The following is a 20867-nucleotide window of genomic DNA, read 5'->3' on the forward strand; positions in this document are numbered from 1 at the left end:
GACCACGGCCGCCGCCGAACCCGCCGGGCCGCGGGCCGCCTTCACCCGGCGGGCCGCCTGGTGCGCCCTGCGCCTGCCCGCCCGCCGGGGTGCCGCCATTGAGGGCGCTGCCGTCCGGCGTGGTGTTGGGCCCCTCCGCATTGCGCCGCCGCCCGCCGCCCGGCGGCTGCATGCCCGCGAACGGGTTCGGCCCGTTGCCGGCACGGAAGGCCTCCAGTTCCTTCTGGATCTTCGATTTGATCGACTTGGAATAATTGATCCCCCAGCGCAGTTGCGACCGGCTGCTCTCGGCGAAGTTGATCGGCCGCGTGTCAATCCGGGTCAGCTGGCCCGTGGCATCGCGCGTGAAGCGGCTCGGGAACGCGGCCTCGATCGCCGCGGTCGCTGACGGGAAGCCGGCAATCGGATCCTCGGTCCGGCTCGTCACATAATTGGCGGTGAGGCTCAGGTCCTTTTGCGACCATGGCTTAAGCGTCAGGCCGATCTTGGTGACATGGTTGTTGCTGGCGGTGAGGCCGGGATTGCCGCCGGTCACCGTGGTGATGTTGGCCGTTGTGCCCTGGATATAGTCGAACACACGCACATTCGGCGTCGTGATCATCGGATTGCCCAGCTGCTGAGCGCTCGGCGCCAGCTCCTGGTCGGTATGCGACACGATGAAGCGGATCGCGTCGACCGGCACCCAGTTCGCGCCGTAACCCAGCGTCTGCATCGTGCCGAAGTCGGAGAGGTGATCCTCGGCGATGTTGAAATTGGCCGACAGCCTGCCGAGGAAGGGCAGGAAGCCCTTGCTCTTGCTCGCGATCGGCACGTCGATATTGACTTGGCCGTTCACCGTGTCGCGCGAGACCGACCCGACCGTTGGCTGCACAAGGCCATTTCTGTCGGCGCGATAGGATGTGGTGTCGAAGCCACTGGTGTCGGCGCCCACCTTGATGCTGGTCGTTATGTCGCCGGCGGGCAACGCAAAGACCGGGCCGTTGAACAGCGCGTCGACCCCGGCCTGGTTCGAGATGGCATAAGCGCGGTTCGCCGGACTCGCCCCGATTCCGCTGAGCGGCCCGAACGGGTTGGCGGTCGGGTCGCCCGCATTGATCCGCGCCTGGAACCCGGAAACGTCCAGCCCGGTCTCGGTGAAGGTCTTGGTATCGCTCCGGTCGTAATTGCCGGTGACCGACCAGCGCCATTTCGGCCCGATGGTGCCGTTGAAGCTCGTACCAAGATGCGCCGTCAGCGTCGAATTGCGCTGCTGCAACGGCATATAGCCGTCGAGCGCCCGGTCAACGACCACGTCGGTCCCGAACGGCGAGAAAGGATTGCCCGAGGGCAGGGCGAAGGCCGCGGTCGGCAGGCCGTTGAGGCGCAGGCTGTCGGTATATTCGACCCGGCCGTTGAGCGTCGCCGAAACCTTGCCGATCGGCCGCGCATAGACCGCGTTCGCGCTGAAATCCCGCCCTGACGGCAGCAGGGTGCGATAGGCGCCCTGGTTGGTCGCGTTGGCGACGTTCGCGGTCGTGCCGAACTGGCCGAGCGTCGGCGCGCCGTTCGCCGCACCCGCCGGCACGCCGGCGATGGTGACCGGGGCACCGGCCAGCGCGCTGAGCGCCGGGTCGATCTCGCCGCCATTCGCCCCGACGACGTTGCCGCCGACCGCGAACGGGCTCGGCTGTGGCGTGATGTTCCGCTCGTCCTCGGTCAGCGCGGATTGCGCCTCATATTCGGCATGCAGCGTGAAGCGGTGATCGTTGCGGATGTTGAGCAGGTCGAGCTTGCCGTCGGCATCGTTGCGCCCGCCCGAGGTCGGTACCCGGTCGGCCAGCTCCACCGTGGTCGCGCGGAAGCGGCGGCGCAGCACGATGTTCACCACCTTCTGGTCGGCGCGATAGCCATATTTCAGCGCGACCTCCTCCGGCAGGATGTCGACCCGCGCGATCGCCTCGGTCGGGAGGTCGCGGATCTCGGAGAAGCCTGAGATCCGCCGCCCGTTTAGCAGTACTACCGGTGCGCCGCCGCTGCCGCGACCGCTGTTCGTCTGCGGTGCCAGTTCGTTCAGCAGGTCGGACACCGAGCTCACGCCATAGGAGCGGATGTCCGCCGGGCCGAGCTGTACCTCCGGCTGGATGTCGCCAATCACGGCGCCGGGCAGGTTGCGCTGGCCGCGCACGATGATGTCCGGTTCGTCCGATTCCTGGTCGTCGGTCTGTGCCGGCGCGGGCGTGGCTGCTACGGCACCGCTTGGCGTTTGCTGCGCCGCCGCCACTGTCGGGACGCTGACCGATGCCAACAGGAACAAGGTACTGATACGCCGCATAATCACTCCAACTCGACTCTCGGTCGGAGCCCTAGACTCCATTTGTCGCAAGAATGTGCCGGTCTGTGCATTGACGTACGATTGACAGTATTTGCATCCGCGGCGGATAGCGTCGGCATGATCAATCCCCTTATTGCCGGCATCGAACTTGGCGGGACCAAGTGTATCTGCGTCCTCGGCTCCGGCCCTGAGGATATCCGCGACGAAGTCCGCATATCGACGACCAGCCCCGAAGAAACCCTGGCGGCGATCGAGGCGGTGCTCGGCCGCTGGTCGGGGTTCGAGGCGCTTGGCATCGCGAGTTTCGGCCCGGTCTCGATCGATCCCGCAGCGGCGAATTACGGTTTCATCACCGCGACGACCAAGCCGGGCTGGTCCGACACCGATGTCGGGCGCCGCCTCGCGCGCAGGGCAGGCGTGCCGCTGGGGTTCAACAGCGACGTGGCCGGCGCCGCGCTGGGCGAGGGGCGCTGGGGCGCGGCGCGGGATATCGCCGACCACGCCTATGTCACCGTCGGCACCGGTATCGGTGTCGGTCTGATCATGGGCGGTGAGCCGAGCAATGGTCTCACCCATCCTGAACTCGGCCATATCCGCCCGGTCCGGCTGGCCGGGGATGACTGGCCGGGCGCGTGCGTGTTCCACGGCGGTTGCCTCGAAGGCCTTGCCTCGGGCCCGGCGATCAGGGCGCGGGCAGGGCGGCCCGCGGAACAGCTCGCTGAAGACGATCCGCTGTGGGACGGCGTCGCGCACGCACTGGCCCAACTTGCCCACACCTTGGTGCTGACCGGCATTCCGCGCCGCATCGTAATGGGTGGCGGCGTCATGACCGGTATGCCCCATCTCTTCCCGCGCATCCGCCAAAAGCTGGTAGCGAGTCTCGGCGGTTACGTCGCTGCGCCCGGCCTCGACCCGGTCGACGACTATGTCGTTCCCGCCGCGCTCGGCAATCAGGCCGGGCCCCTCGGTGCGATCGAACTCGGTGTCAGGGCGCTTCGTCTCCAATAACGTCGTTTACATGGCTTTAACCGTGTTCGGTTACGCCGTGGCAAGGGGCAGACGCGCCCTCAATGATTAGCCACGGCGGTGTTCAAATGCGCATTCTGATCGTCGACGACGAACCTGCGATGCACGATTCCTATCGGCGCAGCTTCGCGCCCGTGGCGAATGCCGATGTCGGCGCGCTCGACGCGATGGCGGCCGAGCTGTTCGGTGACGATGACGAGGCCCCTGCCACGACCGCAGACGCGATGGATTTCGCGCTCACCCACGCCATGCAGGGCCTGGACGGCGTCCACGCGGTTGAGAAGGCGATTGCCGATGGCGATCCCTTCGCTGTCGCGTTCATCGACGTCCGCATGCCGCCCGGCCTCGATGGCAAGGAGACCGCGACACGGATCCGCGCGCTCGACCCCAACATCAATCTTGTGATCGTAACCGGTTATTCCGATTTCTCGCCGATCGAGATCAGCAAGGCCGCCGGTCCCGCCGACAAGATCTTCTATATCGCCAAGCCGTTCGAGGTCGCCGAGGTTACCCAGATGGCCTCGGCGCTCGGCCATCGCTGGCAGCTCGACCGGGAACTGGCCGCAACCCGCGCCGCCCTTGCCGAGAAGATCGTGATCCTCGAGGAACAGGGCCTGGAACTGGCCGCGAACGAGAGCAAGGCGGTCCATATCGCCAATCACGATTCGCTGACCGAGGCGCCCAACCGGCTCGCGTTCCAGCGCATGCTCGCCGAAAAGACCCGCGGAAACGATAGCTTCGCCGCCGCGATGGTCGATCTCGACCGGTTCAAGCTGGTCAACGACACGCTCGGCCATCTCGCCGGAGACGATCTGATCCGCCAGATTTGCGCGGTGCTCCAGGACTCGATCCCGGACGGCGGCATGGTTGCCCGGCTCGGCGGCGACGAATTTGGCTTGTTGTTCGATTCGCCCGGCGAACAGGCTGCCGGCATGGTGTGTGAGCGGCTGCTCAAGGCCTGCGCGGCCACCTTCAAAATATTCGGCCATTCGGTCCAGTGCGGTGCCTCGGCCGGCTTCGTCTTTGTCGAAGCGGGCGAGAAGCATGATCCGGTCGATGTGATGCGTCGTGCCGACCTCGCGCTGAACGACGCCAAGCAAAATGGCCGCGGCGTCGCGCGGGCGTTCGATGACAGCATGGACGAATCGATCCGTTTCCGCCGCCGTATCGAGGGCGGCCTGAACAAGTCGATCGAGCGGGGCGAATTGAGCCTCGTCTATCAGCCGATCGTCGCGCGCGAGGGGCTGGAGATCGTCGGTTTCGAGGCGCTGCTGCGCTGGGATACCGAGGAATTCGGTCCTGTCAGCCCGTCGATGTTCATCCCGATCGCCGAGGAATCGAACCTGATCCATGAGCTCGGTACCTGGGTGCTGTGCGAAGCGGTCAAGGAATTGAAGCACTGGCCGGGCCAATATGTCTCGGTCAATTTCTCGCCGCGCCAGTTCCGCCGGCCCAATTTCATCGGGCATGTACTGGAATGCGTCCAGCGCGCCGGGGTCGAACCCAATCGGGTCCAGATCGAGATAACCGAGACAGCGATCTTCGACGATGCGGACCGTGCGGCCGAAACGCTGTACCGCCTGCGCCAGATGGGTTTCCGCATCGCGCTCGACGACTTCGGCACCGGCTATTCGAGCCTCTACAATATCCGCAAATTCGCGCTCGATTGCCTGAAGATCGACCGCAGCTTCATCGACGGCATGGGCCGCGAGCGCGAAAGCGCCGCCATCGTCCATTCGATCATCCATCTCGGCCGGGCGCTCGGGCTCGGCGTGATCGCGGAGGGCGTCGAGACCGAGGCGCAGGTCATGGCGCTCCGCGCCGCCGGCATCTCGCATCTCCAGGGCTATTATTTCTCGCGGCCGATCGCCGCCGATGTCGCGCGCGCCATGGCGGAGGCGCGCTTCATCCCCGACCCGTCGGGACTCGAGGAAGAATATCTCGAACCGGAACTGGGTAACGGGACTCACGGCTGATGGCCCGTTTCCTCCGCGCCGCTGGCGGCCGGATCGGGGCATTGCGCAATCCGAAATCGCTCGGTGCAAAGCTCGTCCTGATCCTGACCGTCGTTGGGCTGATCGGCTCGATCGCCATAACGCTGCTGCTGGCCAGCGTCATCGTCCCAAGCTTCAACCAGCTCGAATCCCGGTCGGTCGACGCGCATGTCGAACGCACCCGCGCGGTGCTCGGCGATTATGCCTCCAAGGTCGAAAGTGCCGTGCGCGACTATGGCGACTGGAATTCGAGCTATGAGTACATGGCGCACCAGACGGCCGCATTCGAGGAGGAATCCTTCTCGCCGCTCGCCATGGAGAATCTCGGCGTCAACGGCATGGCCTATGTCGGCAATGATGGCCGCATCCTCATCGCCCGCTGGCGCGATGGCGACAGGGATGATCCGGCGATGCGCGCCGCGCTGATCGCGCAGATCGGCAAGCTCGATTTCCGCACGGCACTCGGCAAGCGCAACTCCTCCAGCTTCTTCGTCCGCCTCGGACCGGCGGTCGTGGCTGTCGGCGTCGCCCAGGTCCGGCGCAGCGATGGCAGCGGCACGCCACGCGGCTATGTGCTGATGGCACGGCGTATCACCTCCGCGCAGCTGTCGAGCCTGCTCCAGCTCACCGCCCGGCTCGATCTCGACACTGTTTCCGATACGGGCCTGATCACGCCGAGCCGCGAAACGATGCTCATCGCGGTGCCGATCCTCGGCCCCGGCGGTCATGCCGTGGCGAGCACCGCCTTCACCGTGCCGCGCGACGTTTCGGTGCTCGGTCGCCGCATGCTGATCCTCGCCGTCGCCGGGTCGACCCTGTTGCTGCTCTTCGTCCTGCTGATGCTGCGCCGGGTGATCGAGCGGCTGGTGCTGCGCCCGCTGCACCGCGTGGAGGATCATATGCAGGTCGTTCGCCGTTCGGGCGCGCTGGGCCTGTTGCCCGACGAGGCACAGCGCCAGGATGAAATCGGCTCGCTCGGCCGCAGTTTCAACGCGATGCTGCGCCAGCTGAAGGATCTGCGCGAACAGCTCGAAGTACAGAGCTTCGCGCTCGGGCGCAGCGAGAGCGCAGTGGCGGTGATGCATAATGTGCGCAACGCGCTCAACCCGATCAGCACCATCATCAGCCAGGGCATCGCCCAGCCGGCACCGATGGATCGCGGCACGCTCGACCGCGCCGTCTCGGAACTGGCCAAGGACGATATCCCCGCAGCCCGTCGTGCCAAGCTGGCTGCCTTCGTCGCGGCGGCGATCGAGGCTGAGGCGAAGGATCGCGAAGAACGCCGCCACCAGCTCCAGATCGGCCGCGAAGCGATGAGCCATGTGCTCGAGATCATCGGCGAGCAGCAGCACGCCGCCAATGGCCGCCCCGAGCTGGAACCTTGCGACGTGACCGAGATCATCGCCAAGAATGCGACGATCGCCCGCTATTCGGGGGAATTGTCGATCGCCTTCAGCTTCCCCGCGCGGCCGCATTTCGTGCTGGGCAGTCGTGTGATCCTCAGCCAGGTGATCGGCAACCTCTTCTCCAATGCGGCAGAGGCGATCGGTGCGATGGGCACCGGCGGCGGCAGCATCGGCGTGTCGGTGGAGGAGGCGAACGGCCAGACCCGCATTGCCATCCGCGACGATGGCGAGGGCTTCGCGCTCGACCGTGCACCGACCCTGTTCCAGCGCGGCTTCTCCACCCGCAAGCACAAGTCGGGCGGTCTCGGGCTGCACTGGTGTGCCAATTCGATGACCGCGATGCAGGGTTCGCTACGTCTGGACAGCGAAGGCCAGGGCAGGGGCGCCGTCGCCATCCTGACCCTCGCCACCGCGGTGGCCGAACCGCAGGAAATGGCCGCCTGAGGCGCGCCGGATCATGTAGTCGTTCGGTCGCTCCTCATGACGTTGCCGAACCGCGCGTAGAGCGTCGGCAACAGGAAGAGCGTCAGGATCGTCGCTGAGATGAGCCCACCGATCACCACGGTGGCCAGCGGCTTCTGAACCTCGGCCCCTGCACCATGGCCAAGCGCCATCGGCACAAAGCCGAGCGACGCCACCAGCGCCGTCATCACCACGGGCCGCAGCCGCGCCAGCGCACCGTCTTTCGCCGCAGTGATACGGTCGGCACCACCACGCATCAGCGCCTGGATCGACGCAACCATCACCAGCCCGTTGAGCACGGCGATACCCGACAGCGCAATGAACCCCGCCGCCGCCGAGATCGAGAAGGGCATGCCCCGCAACGCCAGCGCCGCTACACCGCCGACCAATGCGAGCGGCACGCCGGTGAACACGATCGCCGCATCGCGCACGCTGCCCAGCGCACCATAGAGGAGCAGCAGGATCGCGATCAGGCAGGCGGGCACCACCAGCATCAGCCGCTCCCGTGCCGAGGCGAGATTCTCGAACTGGCCGCCCCATTCGAGATAGACCCCGCCGGGCAGCCGGATGTCGCGGGCGATGGCTGCCCGCGCGTCGGCCACCACGCCGGCGACGTCGCGGCCACGGACATTGGCCTGCACCACGATCCGGCGTTTGCCATCCTCTCGCCCGATCTGGTTCGGTCCGTAGGTCGCCGCGATCGTCGCGATGCTGGCCAGCGGTACGAACGCACCCGCCGGAGTCGGGACGGGCACCTGCGCCAGCGCGCCTGGATCGGCCCGCGAAGCGTCGTCGAGACGGATCGTCACCGCGAAGCGCCGGTCGCTCTCAAAGATCAGCCCCGCATCGCGCCCGCCGACCGCCGCGGCGATCACGTCCTGCACGGTGCGCGCCGTGATACCCAGCCGCGCCATCGCGTCGCGGTCGGGCCGGATGTCGAGCATCGGCAACCCCTCGGTTTGCTCGACCCGCACATCCACTGCGCCACGGATATTGCGCAGGATCGCCGCCACCCGGTCGGCAGTATCGCCCATCGCGACCGGATCGTCGCCGAACACCTTGATTGCCAGGTCGCCCCGCACGCCGGCGATCAGTTCGTTGAAGCGCATCTGGATTGGCTGGCTGATCTCGAAACCATGGCCAGGCAAGGCGGCGAGTACCGTCTCAACCTTCCCGACCAGCGCGGCCTTGGGCAGCCTCGGATCGGGCCACTCGGCGCGCGGCTTCATCACGATGAAGGTGTCCGAGATATTGGGCGGCATCGGGTCGGACGCGACCTCGGCGGTGCCGGTCTTGGAGAAGACGAACCGCACCTCGGGCAAGGCCGCGATCCGGCGCTCGACCCGGGACTGCATCGCCTGGCTCTGCTCGATCGAGGTGCCGGGCACGCGCAGGATTTGCGCGGTGAGGTCGCCCTCGTCCAGCTGCGGCAGGAATTCCTGCCCAAGCGTAGTGAACAGCACCGCGGCCAGCGCGAACGCGCCGACCGCGAGACCGGTCGTCATGCGCGGCCGATCCATCGCCCGGTCGAGCCCGGGCCGGTATCGGCGCGTGAGCCAGCCGATGATCCGTCCCTCCTTTTCCTCGACCGGCCCGCTCAGCCCGATCGCGATGGCGGCCGGCACGAAGCTGATCGACAGCAGGAAGGCGGCGGCCAGCGCGATGATCACGGTCATGGCCATCGGGGTAAAGGTCTTGCCCTCGACTCCGCTCAGCATCAGCAGTGGCACATAGACGAGCATGATGATCGCCTGGCCGAACACCGACGGCCGGATCATCTCGCGCGCCGCGCGCGCCACCGTCTCGAGCCGCTCGTCGCGGGTGAGGGGACGCCCGGCCTCGTGCTGCCTCTCGCCGATCCGCCGCAGCGCATTCTCGACGATGATCACCGCGCCATCGACGATCAGCCCGAAATCGAGCGCGCCGAGGCTCATCAGATTGGCCGACACACCCGCGTGCAGCATGCCGAAGCCGGTCAGCATCATCGTGATCGGAATCACCAGCGCGGCGATCAGCGCCGCACGGACATTGCCCAGCAGCGCGAACAGCACCACCACGACCAGCAAGGCGCCCTCGCCCAAATTGCGCGCGACGGTGTTGATCGTCGCGTTCACCAGCGCCGTGCGGTCGAGCACCGGCCGTACGGAGACGTCCATCGGCAACGAGGCGTTGATCTCCGCCAGCCGCGCAGCGACCGCCGAGGCGGTGTTGCGGCTGTTCTCGCCGACCCGCATGATCGCGGTGCCGACCACGACCTCTTCGCCATTCTCCGACGCCGAGCCCATCCGCAGCTCCTGGCCCAGCCTCACGCTCGCAACCTGGTCGAGCAGGATCGGCACGCCTTCGCGTGTCGCCACCGGAATGCGCGCCAGCTCGGCCAGGCTGGTCACCCGCGCATCGGAACGGACGGCGAGGCCGTCACCATGCCGATTCACGATGCCGGCGCCGATGCCGACATTGTTCGCCTCGATCGCCTCGGCCAGGTCGCCGACGTTGATCTTCATCGCCGCCAGCCGCTGGAGATCGGGCACGACCAGATATTGCTTCACATAGCCGCCGATCGAATCGACCCCGGCCAGCCCGCCCACTTTCCGCAGCAGGGGCGCGACGATCCAGTCCTGCGCAGTGCGCAGATAGGTGGCCTTGTCCGCCTCGCTGGTCAGATGGTCGCCCTCGGGCGTGATATAGCTGCCATCGGGTTGAAGGCCGGGCTGGCCGATCGCGTGCTTGTCGCCCGGGCGGTGCTCCATGCGCACCGTCCACATGAAGATCTCGCCCAGGCCGGTCGCGATCGGCCCCATCTCGGGCACCGCCCCTTCGGGCAGCTCGGCCTCCACGCCACGCAGCCGCTCGAACACCTGCGCCCGCGCGAAATACAGGTCCGTCGAATCGGTGAACACGGCCGTCACCTGCGCGAAGCCGTTGCGGCTGATCGAGCGGGTATATTCGAGCCCCGGCGTGCCCGCGAGCGCGGTCTCGATCGGGAAGGCGATCTGTTTCTCCACCAGTTCGGGGGAAAGCGCCGGGGCGCGGATGTTCACCTGCACCTGGTTGTTGGTGATGTCGGGCACCGCGTCGATCGGCAGTCGCGCCAGGGCGAAGGCACCGATCGTGGCGGCGATGAAGGTCAGCAGCAGCACCAGCCAGCGCCGCTCGACCGAGAGCGAGACGATCCGTCCGATCATGGCTCAGTCCTCATGCCCGGCTTCGCCCTTGCGGAGCTCGGCCTTGAGGGTGAAGCTGTTGCCGGTGGCGATCGTCTCGGTGCCGGTCAGGCCGGCGGCGATCCCCACCATCGGCCCGTCACGCCGCCCCAGCGTCACCGGCGCGACCCGGAAACCCGTTGCGGTGCGCACGAAGACGACGGGGCGGTTCTCGACCGTCTGTACCGCGCCCGCGGGGACGGCCATGCCCCCTCCGGCATTGCCCGCGATGCGGATCGCCGCCTGGACCGGTTCGCCCGCGCGCCATCGGCCATCCCGGTTATCGAGCACCGCGATCACCCGGACCAGCCGGGTCGCCTCGTCGAGCACCGGCGACACGAAGGTCACGCGCGCGACACTGCGGCGCCCCGCCGCGCTGACCTCGACACTCGCACCCGGCCCGACCCGCCCCGCGTCGGCGGGCGATAGCGACAGGGCGACGCTCAACTGGCGGAGATTGGCGACCCGGAACAACTCTGCATCCGCCGCTACCGTCTGGCCAAGCACCGCTGTCCGCCCGATCACCTGCCCGCTGATCGGGGCACCGATCGCGATCCGGTTGAGGTTGCTGCCGCGCAGCCCTGCCGCCGCGACCTGCTGGCCGGCGAGGCGCAGCGCGACATTGGCCTCGGTCGCCGCCGCGCGTGCGACCAGCACCTCGCGCTCCGGCCGATAGCCCATCGCGAACAGCTTTTCCTCGCGGCTGAGGTTGGAATGCGCCAGCACGGCGCGCGCGCGGGCCGTCTCGACCTCGGCGTTGAGCGCTGCCGCCTCGCGGCTTTCGATCACGGCCAGCGTATCGCCGCGCCTGACGGTGTCGCCAAGGTTGCGGGTGAGCGAGATCACGCGCCCGCTCACCGCCGCCGATACGATCTGTGTCGCCTGCGGATCGCCTTCGACGATCGCAGGGGCCTCGATCGTGCCGCCGCCGGATCCGAGGCTCGGCCTGGCCAGGGCGATGCCCGCCGCCGCGATCTGCTCGGTGGTCAGGGTGATGACGCCGTCGCTGTGGGTCTCGGGCGCTTGGGACTCATTGCCGCCCGGCGCACTACAGGCGGCGAGCGACAGGACAACGGCCGCCGCGAGAAGACGTGGCGGCGCGGCGACAGGCGCCGCGGGGTAACGGAACATGGAATATCTCCTGAAGAGGACAGACGCGCCTGGCGCGCGGGCGTCGTCGTCAGGCGATGGGTGGTCGAAGGGCTCTCGTCGCCAGCGTTTCGCGCACGAACAGGTCGCGGGGCTCGATCACCGCAACGGCCTCGCCGGCCCAGCCGACCGGGGCGCCTGCCTTTAGCGGCACGCCCACATCATGGCCCTGGCAACTCGTGTGATGGTGCGGATAATTTTTGTCGGTATCGGGCGGCACCTGGTCGTGATCTCCGGCGAGGTGAAGCCATTCGGTCGTCGCGGTCACTTCGCCCTGGCCGGCCACTTCGGCGGCATGCACCACCGCCCCGTTCGCGAGGCTCGCGATCAGGAACAGCGCGCAGAAGAGGTTGAACAGCGTCCGCATCGATCGCGTCCCTAGCGCAGAACGGATGCCGGGGTAACCGCCTTTTGGTCCGGCTACCGGCACTTCGCCTCGGTGCGCGAGGCCGTCTGGTCGATGATCACGCGCATCGGACCCTTCGGCGTCTCGCCGGCCATGGTCAGCCGCGCGGTGACGCCGGTGGCGCTGTAGGTGCCGGTGCGGGTGGCGCGCACGGGCGGGCCTTTCTTCTGCGGGCACATCATCACCTGGTCGATATGCCCGCCGGCGATCTGGGACCGCTCGACCGTGCATTTCGCCTTCGGGTCGGGCGTGAACAGCGCGCCGGGGCCGGCCCGCGCATGATCGGGCAGGAGGCATTTATGCTCGGTCTTCGACCGCCCCTTCATCATCTTGAGCATGAATCCGGGCGTGCCGGGGATGACCAGCTCGACCGCGGTCGATTTCAGGTCCCAGTTACCGGGCGAAACCGACTGCGCGGAGAGCGCCGTGGGCAGGAGGACAAGCAGCAGCAGGGCAGGGCGGATCATCGCCCGGCTCTGTCGCCGGATCGGCCGTGAAACAAGCCATGTTTGCGCAGATGCGGCGGCGACAGGTCTGTTTCGCCGGCTGTAGGTATCGATCAGGTTCGCCCGGATCGCCTCGATGGTCTCGGTTATTGCCGGTCGTTTGTCGATTTGGGGCGCGGCGATCGCACGGGACTCAGCTCCGCTGTAGTGCGGTGCCGAAAGGCAATATCTCTTCGTAACGGGCGAGTTCCGGCGCCCCGATCACCCGGACACCCTGCCGCATCATGAAGGCGTGGCGCACGATTTCGGCCTGCTGCTCGATCCCGTAGCGATGCAGCGGCAGGCCCGGCCTGATCGCATAATCATATCGACAGAAGGGGTGGCGCCTGATCGGCAGCACGATCCCCTTCTGGTGCTGCCAGACATGGACCATCTCGTGGATGAACAGCCCCTGGTCGTCCAGCGAGCCGGTCGCGAAATCGTCGCGATACTGGCTTCCGCCGGGGTGGAAATGGATCGACCCGGTCGGCGCCATCACCGTCTCGCGGGGCTGGAAGAACGCCCATTTGCGTTGCACGATCCGCACCGGCGCATAGTCGATCGAATCGCCGAACACGCTTCGTGCCAGCGCGATCTCGCCTGCGGTCAGTGGGCGGCCGGTCCGGTCGGCACTCAACTCCCGGGCGCGCCGTCGCCTGCGCCGACCGCGGTCGCCTTGTAGGTGATGCGCTGGCCGTCGGCGAAGGTGAACAGCAGCGGCACTGGGGAGCCCGGCTTGATGCCGGGGTTCACGTCGAACAGCATCACATGCTTGCCGCCGGGCGCGAAGACCAGGTCGCCGCCCGCGGGTACGCGGACCTGCTGGATCGGCTTCATCGAGGACATCGATCCCGACATCATCGATTCGTGCATCTCGGCCCGAATCGACACGTCGCTCGAAATGCTGACCAGCGTCGCATCGGCCGGTCCGCCATGCAGCGTGAAATAGGCGGCCGCTGGTCCGCGCGGGACCGCGGCAAGCCGCACCCAGGCGTTGCTGACATGCATTTCCTTCGGGCTTCCGCACCCGGCAAGCGCCAGCAGGACAGCAAGAACGGCAGTGATACGCATCAAATTCTCCCGCTTCGGGAATGTTGTCAGCCCTCTAGGGAGTCGAAAATCTTGCGGCAAGCGAAAGCCCCCCTATATCGCCAGCAGTAAGTGTCGCATCGCCCAGCCGGGGATGCGGCCTAGAGGCAATTTTTTTGAAGACGGGGGCCGAAGAGGACCATGGCTAAAGTAATCGGAATTGATCTGGGTACGACCAACAGCTGCGTTTCCGTGATGGAAGGCGGCAAGCCCAAGGTCATTGAGAATGCGGAAGGGGCGCGCACCACGCCCTCGATCGTCGCGTTCGCCAAGGATGGCGAGCGGCTGGTCGGACAGCCGGCCAAGCGCCAGGCGGTGACCAACCCGGAAAACACGGTGTTCGCGGTGAAGCGCCTCATCGGCCGTCGCTTCGAGGATCCCATCACCAAGAAGGACACCGAGCTGGTGCCCTATCACATCGTGAAGGGCCCGAACGGCGACGCATGGGTCCAGGCCGGCGGCAAGGATTATTCCCCGTCGCAGATCAGCGCGTTCACGCTGCAGAAGATGAAGGAAACCGCCGAGGCTTATCTCGGCGAGACGGTGACCCAGGCGGTCGTCACGGTTCCCGCATATTTCAACGACGCGCAGCGTCAGGCGACCAAGGACGCCGGCCAGATCGCCGGCCTCGAAGTGCTGCGCATCATCAACGAGCCGACGGCGGCCGCGCTGGCCTATGGCCTCGACAAGCAGGACGGCAAGACCATCGCCGTCTATGACCTTGGCGGCGGCACCTTCGACATCTCGGTGCTCGAGATCGGCGACGGCGTGTTCGAGGTGAAGGCCACGAACGGCGACACCTTCCTCGGCGGCGAGGATTTCGACGACAAGCTGCTCCGCTTCCTGGCCGACGACTTCAAGAAGGCCGAAGGCATCGACCTGACCAAGGACAAGCTGGCCCTTCAGCGTCTGAAGGAAGCGGCCGAGAAGGCGAAGATCGAGCTGTCGTCCGCTGCGACGACCGAGGTCAACCTGCCCTTCATCACCGCCGACCAGAACGGCCCGAAGCATCTGGTGAAGACGATCACCCGCGCCGACCTGGAGCGTCTGGTTGAGGACCTGATCCAGCGCACGCTGGAGCCGTGCCGCAAGGCACTGGCCGATGCCGGTCTCAAGGCAGCCGACATCGCCGAAGTGGTGCTCGTCGGCGGCATGACCCGCATGCCCAAGGTTCGCCAGGTCGTGAAGGACTTCTTCGGCAAGGAGCCGCATTCGGGCGTCAACCCGGATGAGGTCGTCGCCATGGGCGCCGCGATCCAGGCCGGCGTGCTGCAGGGCGACGTCAAGGACGTGCTGCTGCTCGATGTGACCCCGCTGTCGCTCGGCATCGAGACGCTGGGTGGCGTGTTCACCCGCATGATCGACCGCAACACGACGATCCCGACCAAGAAGTCGCAGACCTATTCGACCGCTGACGACAATCAGCAGGCCGTGACGATCCGCGTCTTCCAGGGCGAGCGTGAGATGGCGGCCGACAACAAGATGCTCGGCCAGTTCGACCTGGTCGGTATCCCGCCGGCGCCGCGCGGCGTGCCGCAGATCGAGGTCACCTTCGACATCGACGCCAACGGCATCGTCAACGTGTCCGCCAAGGACAAGGGCACCGGCAAGGAGCAGCAGATCCGCATCCAGGCCTCGGGTGGCCTGTCGGATCGCGACATCGACCAGATGGTCCGCGATGCCGAGCAGTTCGCCGAGGAGGACAAGAAGCGCCGTGAGGCGGCCGAGGCGAAGAACACCCTCGACAGCCTGATCCACACGACCGAGCGTCAGCTCGCCGACAATGGCGACAAGGTCGACGCCGCGCTCAAGTCCGAGATCGAGGCAGCGGTCGCGACGGCCAAGACGGCGGTCGAGGGCGGTGACCCCGAGGCGATGCGCGAGCAGGCCAACGCCCTGCAGCAGGTCGCGATGAAGCTCGGCCAGGCGATCTACGAGAAGCAGGCCCAGTCGGAGGCGTCGCCCACCGGCGAGGCAGCACCCGAAGCTCCTGCCGAGGACGTGGTCGATGCCGAGTTCTCGGAAGTCGACGATACCAAGGCGTAACTTGTTGCGTTCCCCCCTTCATTCCTGCGAGATGCGCGGGAATGAGGGGGCGGGCGGGGGCCCAAGATGACCACCGAAGTCGATTTTTACGAATTGCTCGAATGCGAGCGCACCGCGGACGATGCGACGCTGAAGGCGTCCTATCGCAAGCTCGCGATGAAATATCACCCGGACAAGAATGACGGGTGCAAGGACAGCGAAGCCAAGTTCAAGGCGGTCAGCGAGGCGTATGATTGCCTCAAGGACCCGCAGAAGCGGGCTGCCTATGACCGGTTCGGCCATGCGGCCTTCCGCAATGGTGCCGGCGCCGGTGGCGGCGCGCAGGATTTCGGCGCGTTCAGCGACATTTTCGAAAACATCTTCGGCGAGTTCATGGGCGGCGGCCAGCGTGCCCCGCGCGGACCTCGCCGTGGCGCAGACCTGCGCTACGACATGGAGATCACGCTCGAGGACGCGTTCCGCGGAAAATCGACCGATATCACCGTCGACGTTTCCGCCGCCTGCGACCCATGCCATGGTACGGGTGCCAATCCCGGCACCAGCGCCAAGGCCTGCGCCACCTGCGGCGGGCACGGCAAGGTGCGTGCGCAGCAGGGCTTTTTCGTGGTCGAGCGGACCTGCCCGAGCTGTCACGGCGCCGGCCAGGTCATCTCCGATCCGTGCAGCGCCTGTCGCGGCGAGGGCCGGGTCGAGAAGACCAAGACGCTCACCGTCAACATTCCCCCGGGCGTGGACGAGGGTACCCGTGTCCGCCTGACCGGCGAGGGCGAGGCCGGTGCGCGCGGCGCGCCTCCGGGCGATCTCTACATCTTCCTGCACATTCAGCCGCACGCACTGTTCGAGCGTGAGGGGACGACCCTGTTCGCCCGTGCGCCGATCAGCTTCACGACGGCGTCGCTCGGCGGCGAGATTCGTATTCCGGGTCCGGATGGCGAGCGCCACACGATCAAGATCTCCGCCGGTACGCAGAGCGGCCGCGAGGTGCGCCAGCGCGGTGCCGGCATGCCCGTCCTGCAGGGCCGTGGTCGCGGCGACCTGGTGATCCGGGTCGAGGTGGAGACGCCGACCAGGCTGACCGCGAAGCAACGCGACCTGCTGGAGCAGTTCCGCGCCACCGAAACCGGCGAGGAAAACCCCCAGACCACCAGCTTCTTCAAGAAAGTGAAAAGCGCCCTGGGCTGACCTTCTTCCTCCCCTCCCGCATGCGGGAGGGGACCGAGGGGCGGCTCGCGCTATCTGCGAACGATCGCGCCTGCGGTAATTCGGCGCCCATCCGCAAGCGGGACTGGAGCAAGCAGGCCGAGGCGTCGGTTCAAAGACGCCGACCTATTATCTCAGGTGAAAAAAGATCCCGCCGGCCTGGCCACCCCTTTATGCAAGGGGTGGGCTGGCCGATGGATCAGAGGTTCACGACCTCGACCACCAGCGCGAGAGCCGTGAACGTCAGCAGGCTGCTGACCACGGTTTCGAAAAAGCGCATGGTAGGGTCTCCGATGCCGGATCAGTCCGGCAGCGCTCATGTGGAGATTGTTGCGGACTCGCGCAATATTATTACAGGCCTTCGCAGTTGCAGCATTTGCAATCGTCCTGCCGATGAATTAACACGTTTCGCCTTACCGGGGCGGCAAATGAATCGTCAGATCGCCGGCCGGTTCGATCCGCGGATAGGCGGCATCCATCGCATCGGCGACGATCGGGTTGAACCTTTGGTCGAACAGCAGCGATCCGCGTTCCCCACGCGTCACGAAAAAGCCGAACTCGCGCCGCTTCACGCGTTCGGCAAGCGCGCGTTCGTCATAGATTCCGGCGCTGCCCAGTTCGGCGATGATCGCCGGCTCCCACATCACCCGCTGCCCGCCGCGTTGGATCAGCACCATTTCGTCGCTCACCACCGGCTTCGCGCTCGCTCGGATCAGCGCGACGACGGGCGCCAGCGCCGCGCGGTCCTGCGCCGCCTTGGCATAATCCGGTCGAAGCGGCGGATCCATCATCTGCACGGGAAGGCCGATGCCCATCAGCAGGGTCAGCGCGAGTCCCGGATTCGCCGGCTGGCGCAGCGCAGCGCGGGCCAGCGGCACACAGACGATACCGATCAGCACGGCGATCAGCGCGAACCAGTCGATCAGGTAATTGTCGCTCGCCCCGGATTTGAGGATCGCCGGCAGCATCAGGGTCTTCAGCGCCAGCGCCAGCAGCACGATAGCCGTTACGGTCAGGCTATTGTCGCCGCGCAGCCGCGCCGGCAGGTCCCGCCATCCGCCGCCGGCAAGCAGACGCCACGCCACCGCCGCGCCGATAGCACCAAGCGCCAGGGTGACGACATTCACCGACAGCACCAGCACCAGCCGCATCGCATGGTCCCAGATCACGCGGTTGATATTATAGGCAAGGATATGGACCAGGAACTGGCCATGGCTCGCGATACTCAGCGCCGCGAGCGCAGCCAGCCCGGTGACAAGCGACGCCGCCAGCATCAGCCAGGCGGCACGCGGCCGAACCGCGAGCAGGACAAGAAACGCCGCGGCAGGTGCGGGCAGGCTGGTCTGTCGTGTATAGAGCGCCAGGGTGAAGAGCGTGCCGGCGGCAATCGCCAGCATCGGCCGCTCGGCGCTGCGCCCCGCGACCAGCAGCCCCGCCAGCGTGAGCGCATAAGCGAGCATGTCGACCCGCATCAGCGCCGCCCAGCTCAGCACCACCGGCAGGGTGACGAACAACAGACCGGCGATCGACGCTGCAATGAGGCGCACGGCGCGATCTTGCCCTCGCCCGATTGCTGCATCGGTCAGCAGCCCGATCAGCGCCGCCGATATCAGCGACATGACCAGCGACACCAGCCGCCCGGCAAAGAGCGGGTCGAGGCTGAACGCACCGGCGGTCGCCGCGGTTACGACATGATAGAGCGGCGGATATTCGAACACGAAGGCCGGCATCGGCCGCAGCGCCTCATATCCAGATCCGCTCATGATCAGGCGCATCTGTTGCCAGACGACACCCTCGCCATAATCCAGGTCGTAAGGATAGCCGAGCGCAAGGGCCGCGTGCAGCCCGAGCCGAATCAGCCCATAGGTAAAGGCCAGCCCCGCGACCGTCAGCGCAGCGCGCGCGACGAACGTGCGATGCCGTCCCTCGACGCTCATGCGCCGGCAGAGGCCTCCGTCTCGCCGAAGACGCGCGCGAAGATCGTGTCGACATGCTTCAGGTGATACCCAAGGTCGAACTTGTCCTCGATCTCCGCCGGGGACAGTGCCGCGGTCACCTCTGGATCGGCCTTGAGCAGTTCGAGCAGCGACAGTTCGCCATCGGACTCCCACACCTTCATCGCGTTGCGCTGGACGAGCCGATAGGCATCCTCGCGGCTCACACCAGCCTGAGTCAGCGCCAGCAGCACGCGCTGCGAATGGACGAGGCCGCCCATCTTGTTGAGGTTCTTCTCCATCCGCGCCGGATAGACGAGCAGCTTGTCCATCACGCCGGTCAGCCGGGCGAGCGCGAAGTCGAGCGTGATCGTCGCGTCCGGGCCGATATAGCGCTCGACCGACGAGTGGCTGATGTCGCGCTCATGCCACAGCGCCACATTCTCTAGCGCCGGCGTCACATAACCGCGCACCATGCGGGCAAGGCCGGTCAGATTCTCGGTCAGCACCGGGTTGCGCTTGTGCGGCATCGCCGACGAGCCCTTCTGGCCCGGCGAAAAATATTCCTCCGCCTCGAGCACCTCGGTGCGCTGCAGATGGCGGATCTCGGTTGCGAGCCGCTCTATCGAGCTGGCGATCACGCCCAGCGTCGCGAAGAACATCGCGTGCCGGTCGCGCGGGATGACCTGGGTCGATACCGGCTCGACGGTCAGGCCCAGCTTCTCGGCGACATGCGCTTCGACGAACGGATCGATATTGGCGAAGGTGCCGACCGCGCCGGAAATCGCGCAGGTCGCGACATCGGCCCGCGCCGCGACGAGGCGCGCACGGTTGCGGTCGAACTCGGCATAGGCCTGGGCGAGCTTCAGGCCGAAGGTCACCGGCTCGGCATGGATGCCATGGCTGCGGCCGATTGTCGGGGTCAGCTTGTGCTCGATCGCGCGGCGCTTCAGCACGACCAGCAGCGCATCGATATCGGCGATCAGCAGGTCGCTGGCCCGGGCGAGCTGCACCGCCAGGCAGGTGTCGAGCACGTCGGACGAGGTCATGCCCTGGTGCATGAAGCGCGCCTCGGGGCCGACATGCTCCGCGACGTTGGTCAGGAACGCGATCACGTCATGCTTGGTCTCGCGCTCGATCTCGTCGATGCGGTCGACCTCGAACGCGCCTTTCTCCCAGATCGCCTTGGCAGCCTCTTTCGGCACCACGCCCAGTTCGGCCAGCGCGTCGGTCGCATGCGCTTCGATCTCGAACCAGATGCGGAATCGGGCTTCGGGCGTCCAGATGGCGACCATGTCGGGGCGGGAGTAGCGTGGCACCATTACAACGGTTCCTGAGATTCCGGTTTCTGTTCATCGCGAATCCTGAACGGACTCGCGATGAGCTGCGCGTTAGCAGGGACGAGGCGAAGCTTCAAATCGAGAAAAATTGAACTATCTCGGCGGTTGAGGGGTTCTACCTCCAAGTACCGGCCAACGGGAAAATTGGCCACTGAGTGTAACTTGAAGTTCTAACAACGGAGAGAACCATGTTGAAACATATTCTTCTTGCAAGCGCCATGACGATTTCTGTTCCTGTTCTTGCGCAGGACAAGCCCGCTGATGCGCAGGCTGCGCCGACTACGCAGGCAGCGCCTGCGACGACTGCACCGGCCACTGCCGATGCTGCGGCACCGCAGACGGCTTCGCCCGTCGATCAGGCGATGAGTTCGGTGACGCCATCGGCGGACCAGACCGCCCAGGCAACCCCGGCTCAGGCCGACCCGACGGCGGCACCGGCCCAGACTGCCCAGGCGGCTCCCGCCCAGGCTGATCCGGCCGCCGCTCCGGCTCAGACCGCATCGGCTCAGCCGGCGACCAAGGCCGATCAGATCGCCCAGGTCGTGAGCACCGAGTTCCCGACCTATGACAAGGACTCGAGCGGAACGCTCAACGAGTCCGAGTTTTCCACCTGGATGGTCGCCCTAAAGACGGCGAGCGATCCCACGACAAAGGCGGAAAGCGCTTCCACAAAGACCTGGGTCGATCAGGCTTTTGCGACCGCCGACACCGACAAAAACAAGTCGCTGTCGAAGACGGAACTCACCGGGTTCCTGACCAAGGGCGCATAACGAAATCCTAGCGGGACGCGCAGTCCCTCCGGGGCGGCCGTCGGAC

The 20867-nt window shown here is 66.5% G+C and carries 15 protein-coding genes; 6 read left to right on the plus strand and 9 right to left on the minus strand.

What is annotated here, in order from left to right:
• Nucleotides 1-2311 (minus strand): TonB-dependent receptor (locus AC1DT7_RS14200; protein ID WP_478036690.1); only part of this gene is annotated, 2311 nt, incomplete at its 3' end.
• Nucleotides 2312-2428: 117 nt separating this feature from the next.
• Between AC1DT7_RS14200 and AC1DT7_RS14205 the strand changes: the two genes are divergently transcribed.
• From AC1DT7_RS14205 to AC1DT7_RS14215, 3 genes are all read left to right on the plus strand, one after another.
• Nucleotides 2429-3319, plus strand: a complete 891-nt coding sequence (locus AC1DT7_RS14205) for an ROK family protein (protein ID WP_478036691.1) — start codon at nt 2429-2431, stop codon at nt 3317-3319.
• An 86-nt stretch (nt 3320-3405) separates the two neighbouring features.
• Nucleotides 3406-5313 (plus strand): putative bifunctional diguanylate cyclase/phosphodiesterase, encoded by a 1908-nt coding sequence (locus AC1DT7_RS14210; protein ID WP_478036692.1) that lies wholly within the window; start codon nt 3406-3408, stop codon nt 5311-5313.
• A complete protein-coding gene (locus AC1DT7_RS14215) occupies nt 5313-7181 on the plus strand; it encodes a CHASE4 domain-containing protein (protein WP_478036693.1) in 1869 nt (622 codons plus the stop codon). Before AC1DT7_RS14210 ends, AC1DT7_RS14215 begins: the two co-directional genes overlap by 1 nt.
• Nucleotides 7182-7192: 11 nt before the next feature.
• Here AC1DT7_RS14215 and AC1DT7_RS14220 read toward each other — a convergent pair whose 3' ends face one another.
• The 6 genes from AC1DT7_RS14220 to AC1DT7_RS14245 form a co-directional block, all read right to left on the minus strand.
• A complete protein-coding gene (locus AC1DT7_RS14220; RefSeq protein WP_478036694.1) occupies nt 7193-10384 on the minus strand; it encodes an efflux RND transporter permease subunit in 3192 nt (1063 codons plus the stop codon).
• Nucleotides 10385-10387: 3 nt separating this feature from the next.
• Nucleotides 10388-11533, minus strand: a complete 1146-nt coding sequence (locus tag AC1DT7_RS14225; protein WP_478036695.1) for an efflux RND transporter periplasmic adaptor subunit — start codon at nt 11531-11533, stop codon at nt 10388-10390.
• A 49-nt stretch (nt 11534-11582) separates the two neighbouring features.
• A complete protein-coding gene (locus AC1DT7_RS14230; protein ID WP_478036696.1) occupies nt 11583-11918 on the minus strand; it encodes a hypothetical protein in 336 nt (111 codons plus the stop codon).
• A 53-nt stretch (nt 11919-11971) separates the two neighbouring features.
• Complete coding sequence (locus AC1DT7_RS14235) at nt 11972-12424, minus strand: DUF3617 domain-containing protein (protein WP_478036697.1); 453 nt, start codon at nt 12422-12424, stop codon at nt 11972-11974.
• A 172-nt stretch (nt 12425-12596) separates the two neighbouring features.
• Nucleotides 12597-13079 carry a vgr related protein gene (locus AC1DT7_RS14240; protein ID WP_478036698.1) on the minus strand — a complete coding sequence of 161 codons (483 nt, stop codon included), beginning with the start codon at nt 13077-13079 and terminating at the stop codon, nt 12597-12599.
• Complete coding sequence (locus AC1DT7_RS14245) at nt 13076-13513, minus strand: copper chaperone PCu(A)C (protein ID WP_478036699.1); 438 nt, start codon at nt 13511-13513, stop codon at nt 13076-13078. The genes AC1DT7_RS14240 and AC1DT7_RS14245 overlap by 4 nt, the downstream gene beginning before the upstream one ends.
• A 159-nt stretch (nt 13514-13672) precedes the next feature.
• Here AC1DT7_RS14245 and dnaK point away from each other — a divergent pair, with 159 nt between their 5' ends.
• Together dnaK and dnaJ are read left to right on the plus strand one after the other, a co-directional pair.
• The gene (gene dnaK / locus AC1DT7_RS14250) at nt 13673-15577 is read left to right on the plus strand and encodes a molecular chaperone DnaK (protein WP_478036700.1); all 1905 of its coding nucleotides are present in this window, start codon (nt 13673-13675) and stop codon (nt 15575-15577) included.
• A 66-nt stretch (nt 15578-15643) separates the two neighbouring features.
• Nucleotides 15644-16759 carry a molecular chaperone DnaJ gene (dnaJ, locus tag AC1DT7_RS14255; protein WP_478036701.1) on the plus strand — a complete coding sequence of 372 codons (1116 nt, stop codon included), beginning with the start codon at nt 15644-15646 and terminating at the stop codon, nt 16757-16759.
• Nucleotides 16760-17190: 431 nt separating this feature from the next.
• Here the strand turns inward: dnaJ and AC1DT7_RS14260 are convergent, their stop codons facing one another.
• Nucleotides 17191-18714 (minus strand): ArnT family glycosyltransferase, encoded by a 1524-nt coding sequence (locus AC1DT7_RS14260; protein WP_478036702.1) that lies wholly within the window; start codon nt 18712-18714, stop codon nt 17191-17193.
• Nucleotides 18711-20033, minus strand: a complete 1323-nt coding sequence (gene purB / locus AC1DT7_RS14265) for an adenylosuccinate lyase (protein ID WP_478036703.1) — start codon at nt 20031-20033, stop codon at nt 18711-18713. Before purB ends, AC1DT7_RS14260 begins: the two co-directional genes overlap by 4 nt.
• Before the next feature lie 236 nt (nt 20034-20269).
• Between purB and AC1DT7_RS14270 the strand changes: the two genes are divergently transcribed.
• A complete protein-coding gene (locus AC1DT7_RS14270; protein ID WP_478036704.1) occupies nt 20270-20821 on the plus strand; it encodes an EF-hand domain-containing protein in 552 nt (183 codons plus the stop codon).
• Nucleotides 20822-20867 lie beyond the last annotated feature (46 nt).

Source organism: Sphingomonas sp. P3_C6, from assembly GCF_056402595.1.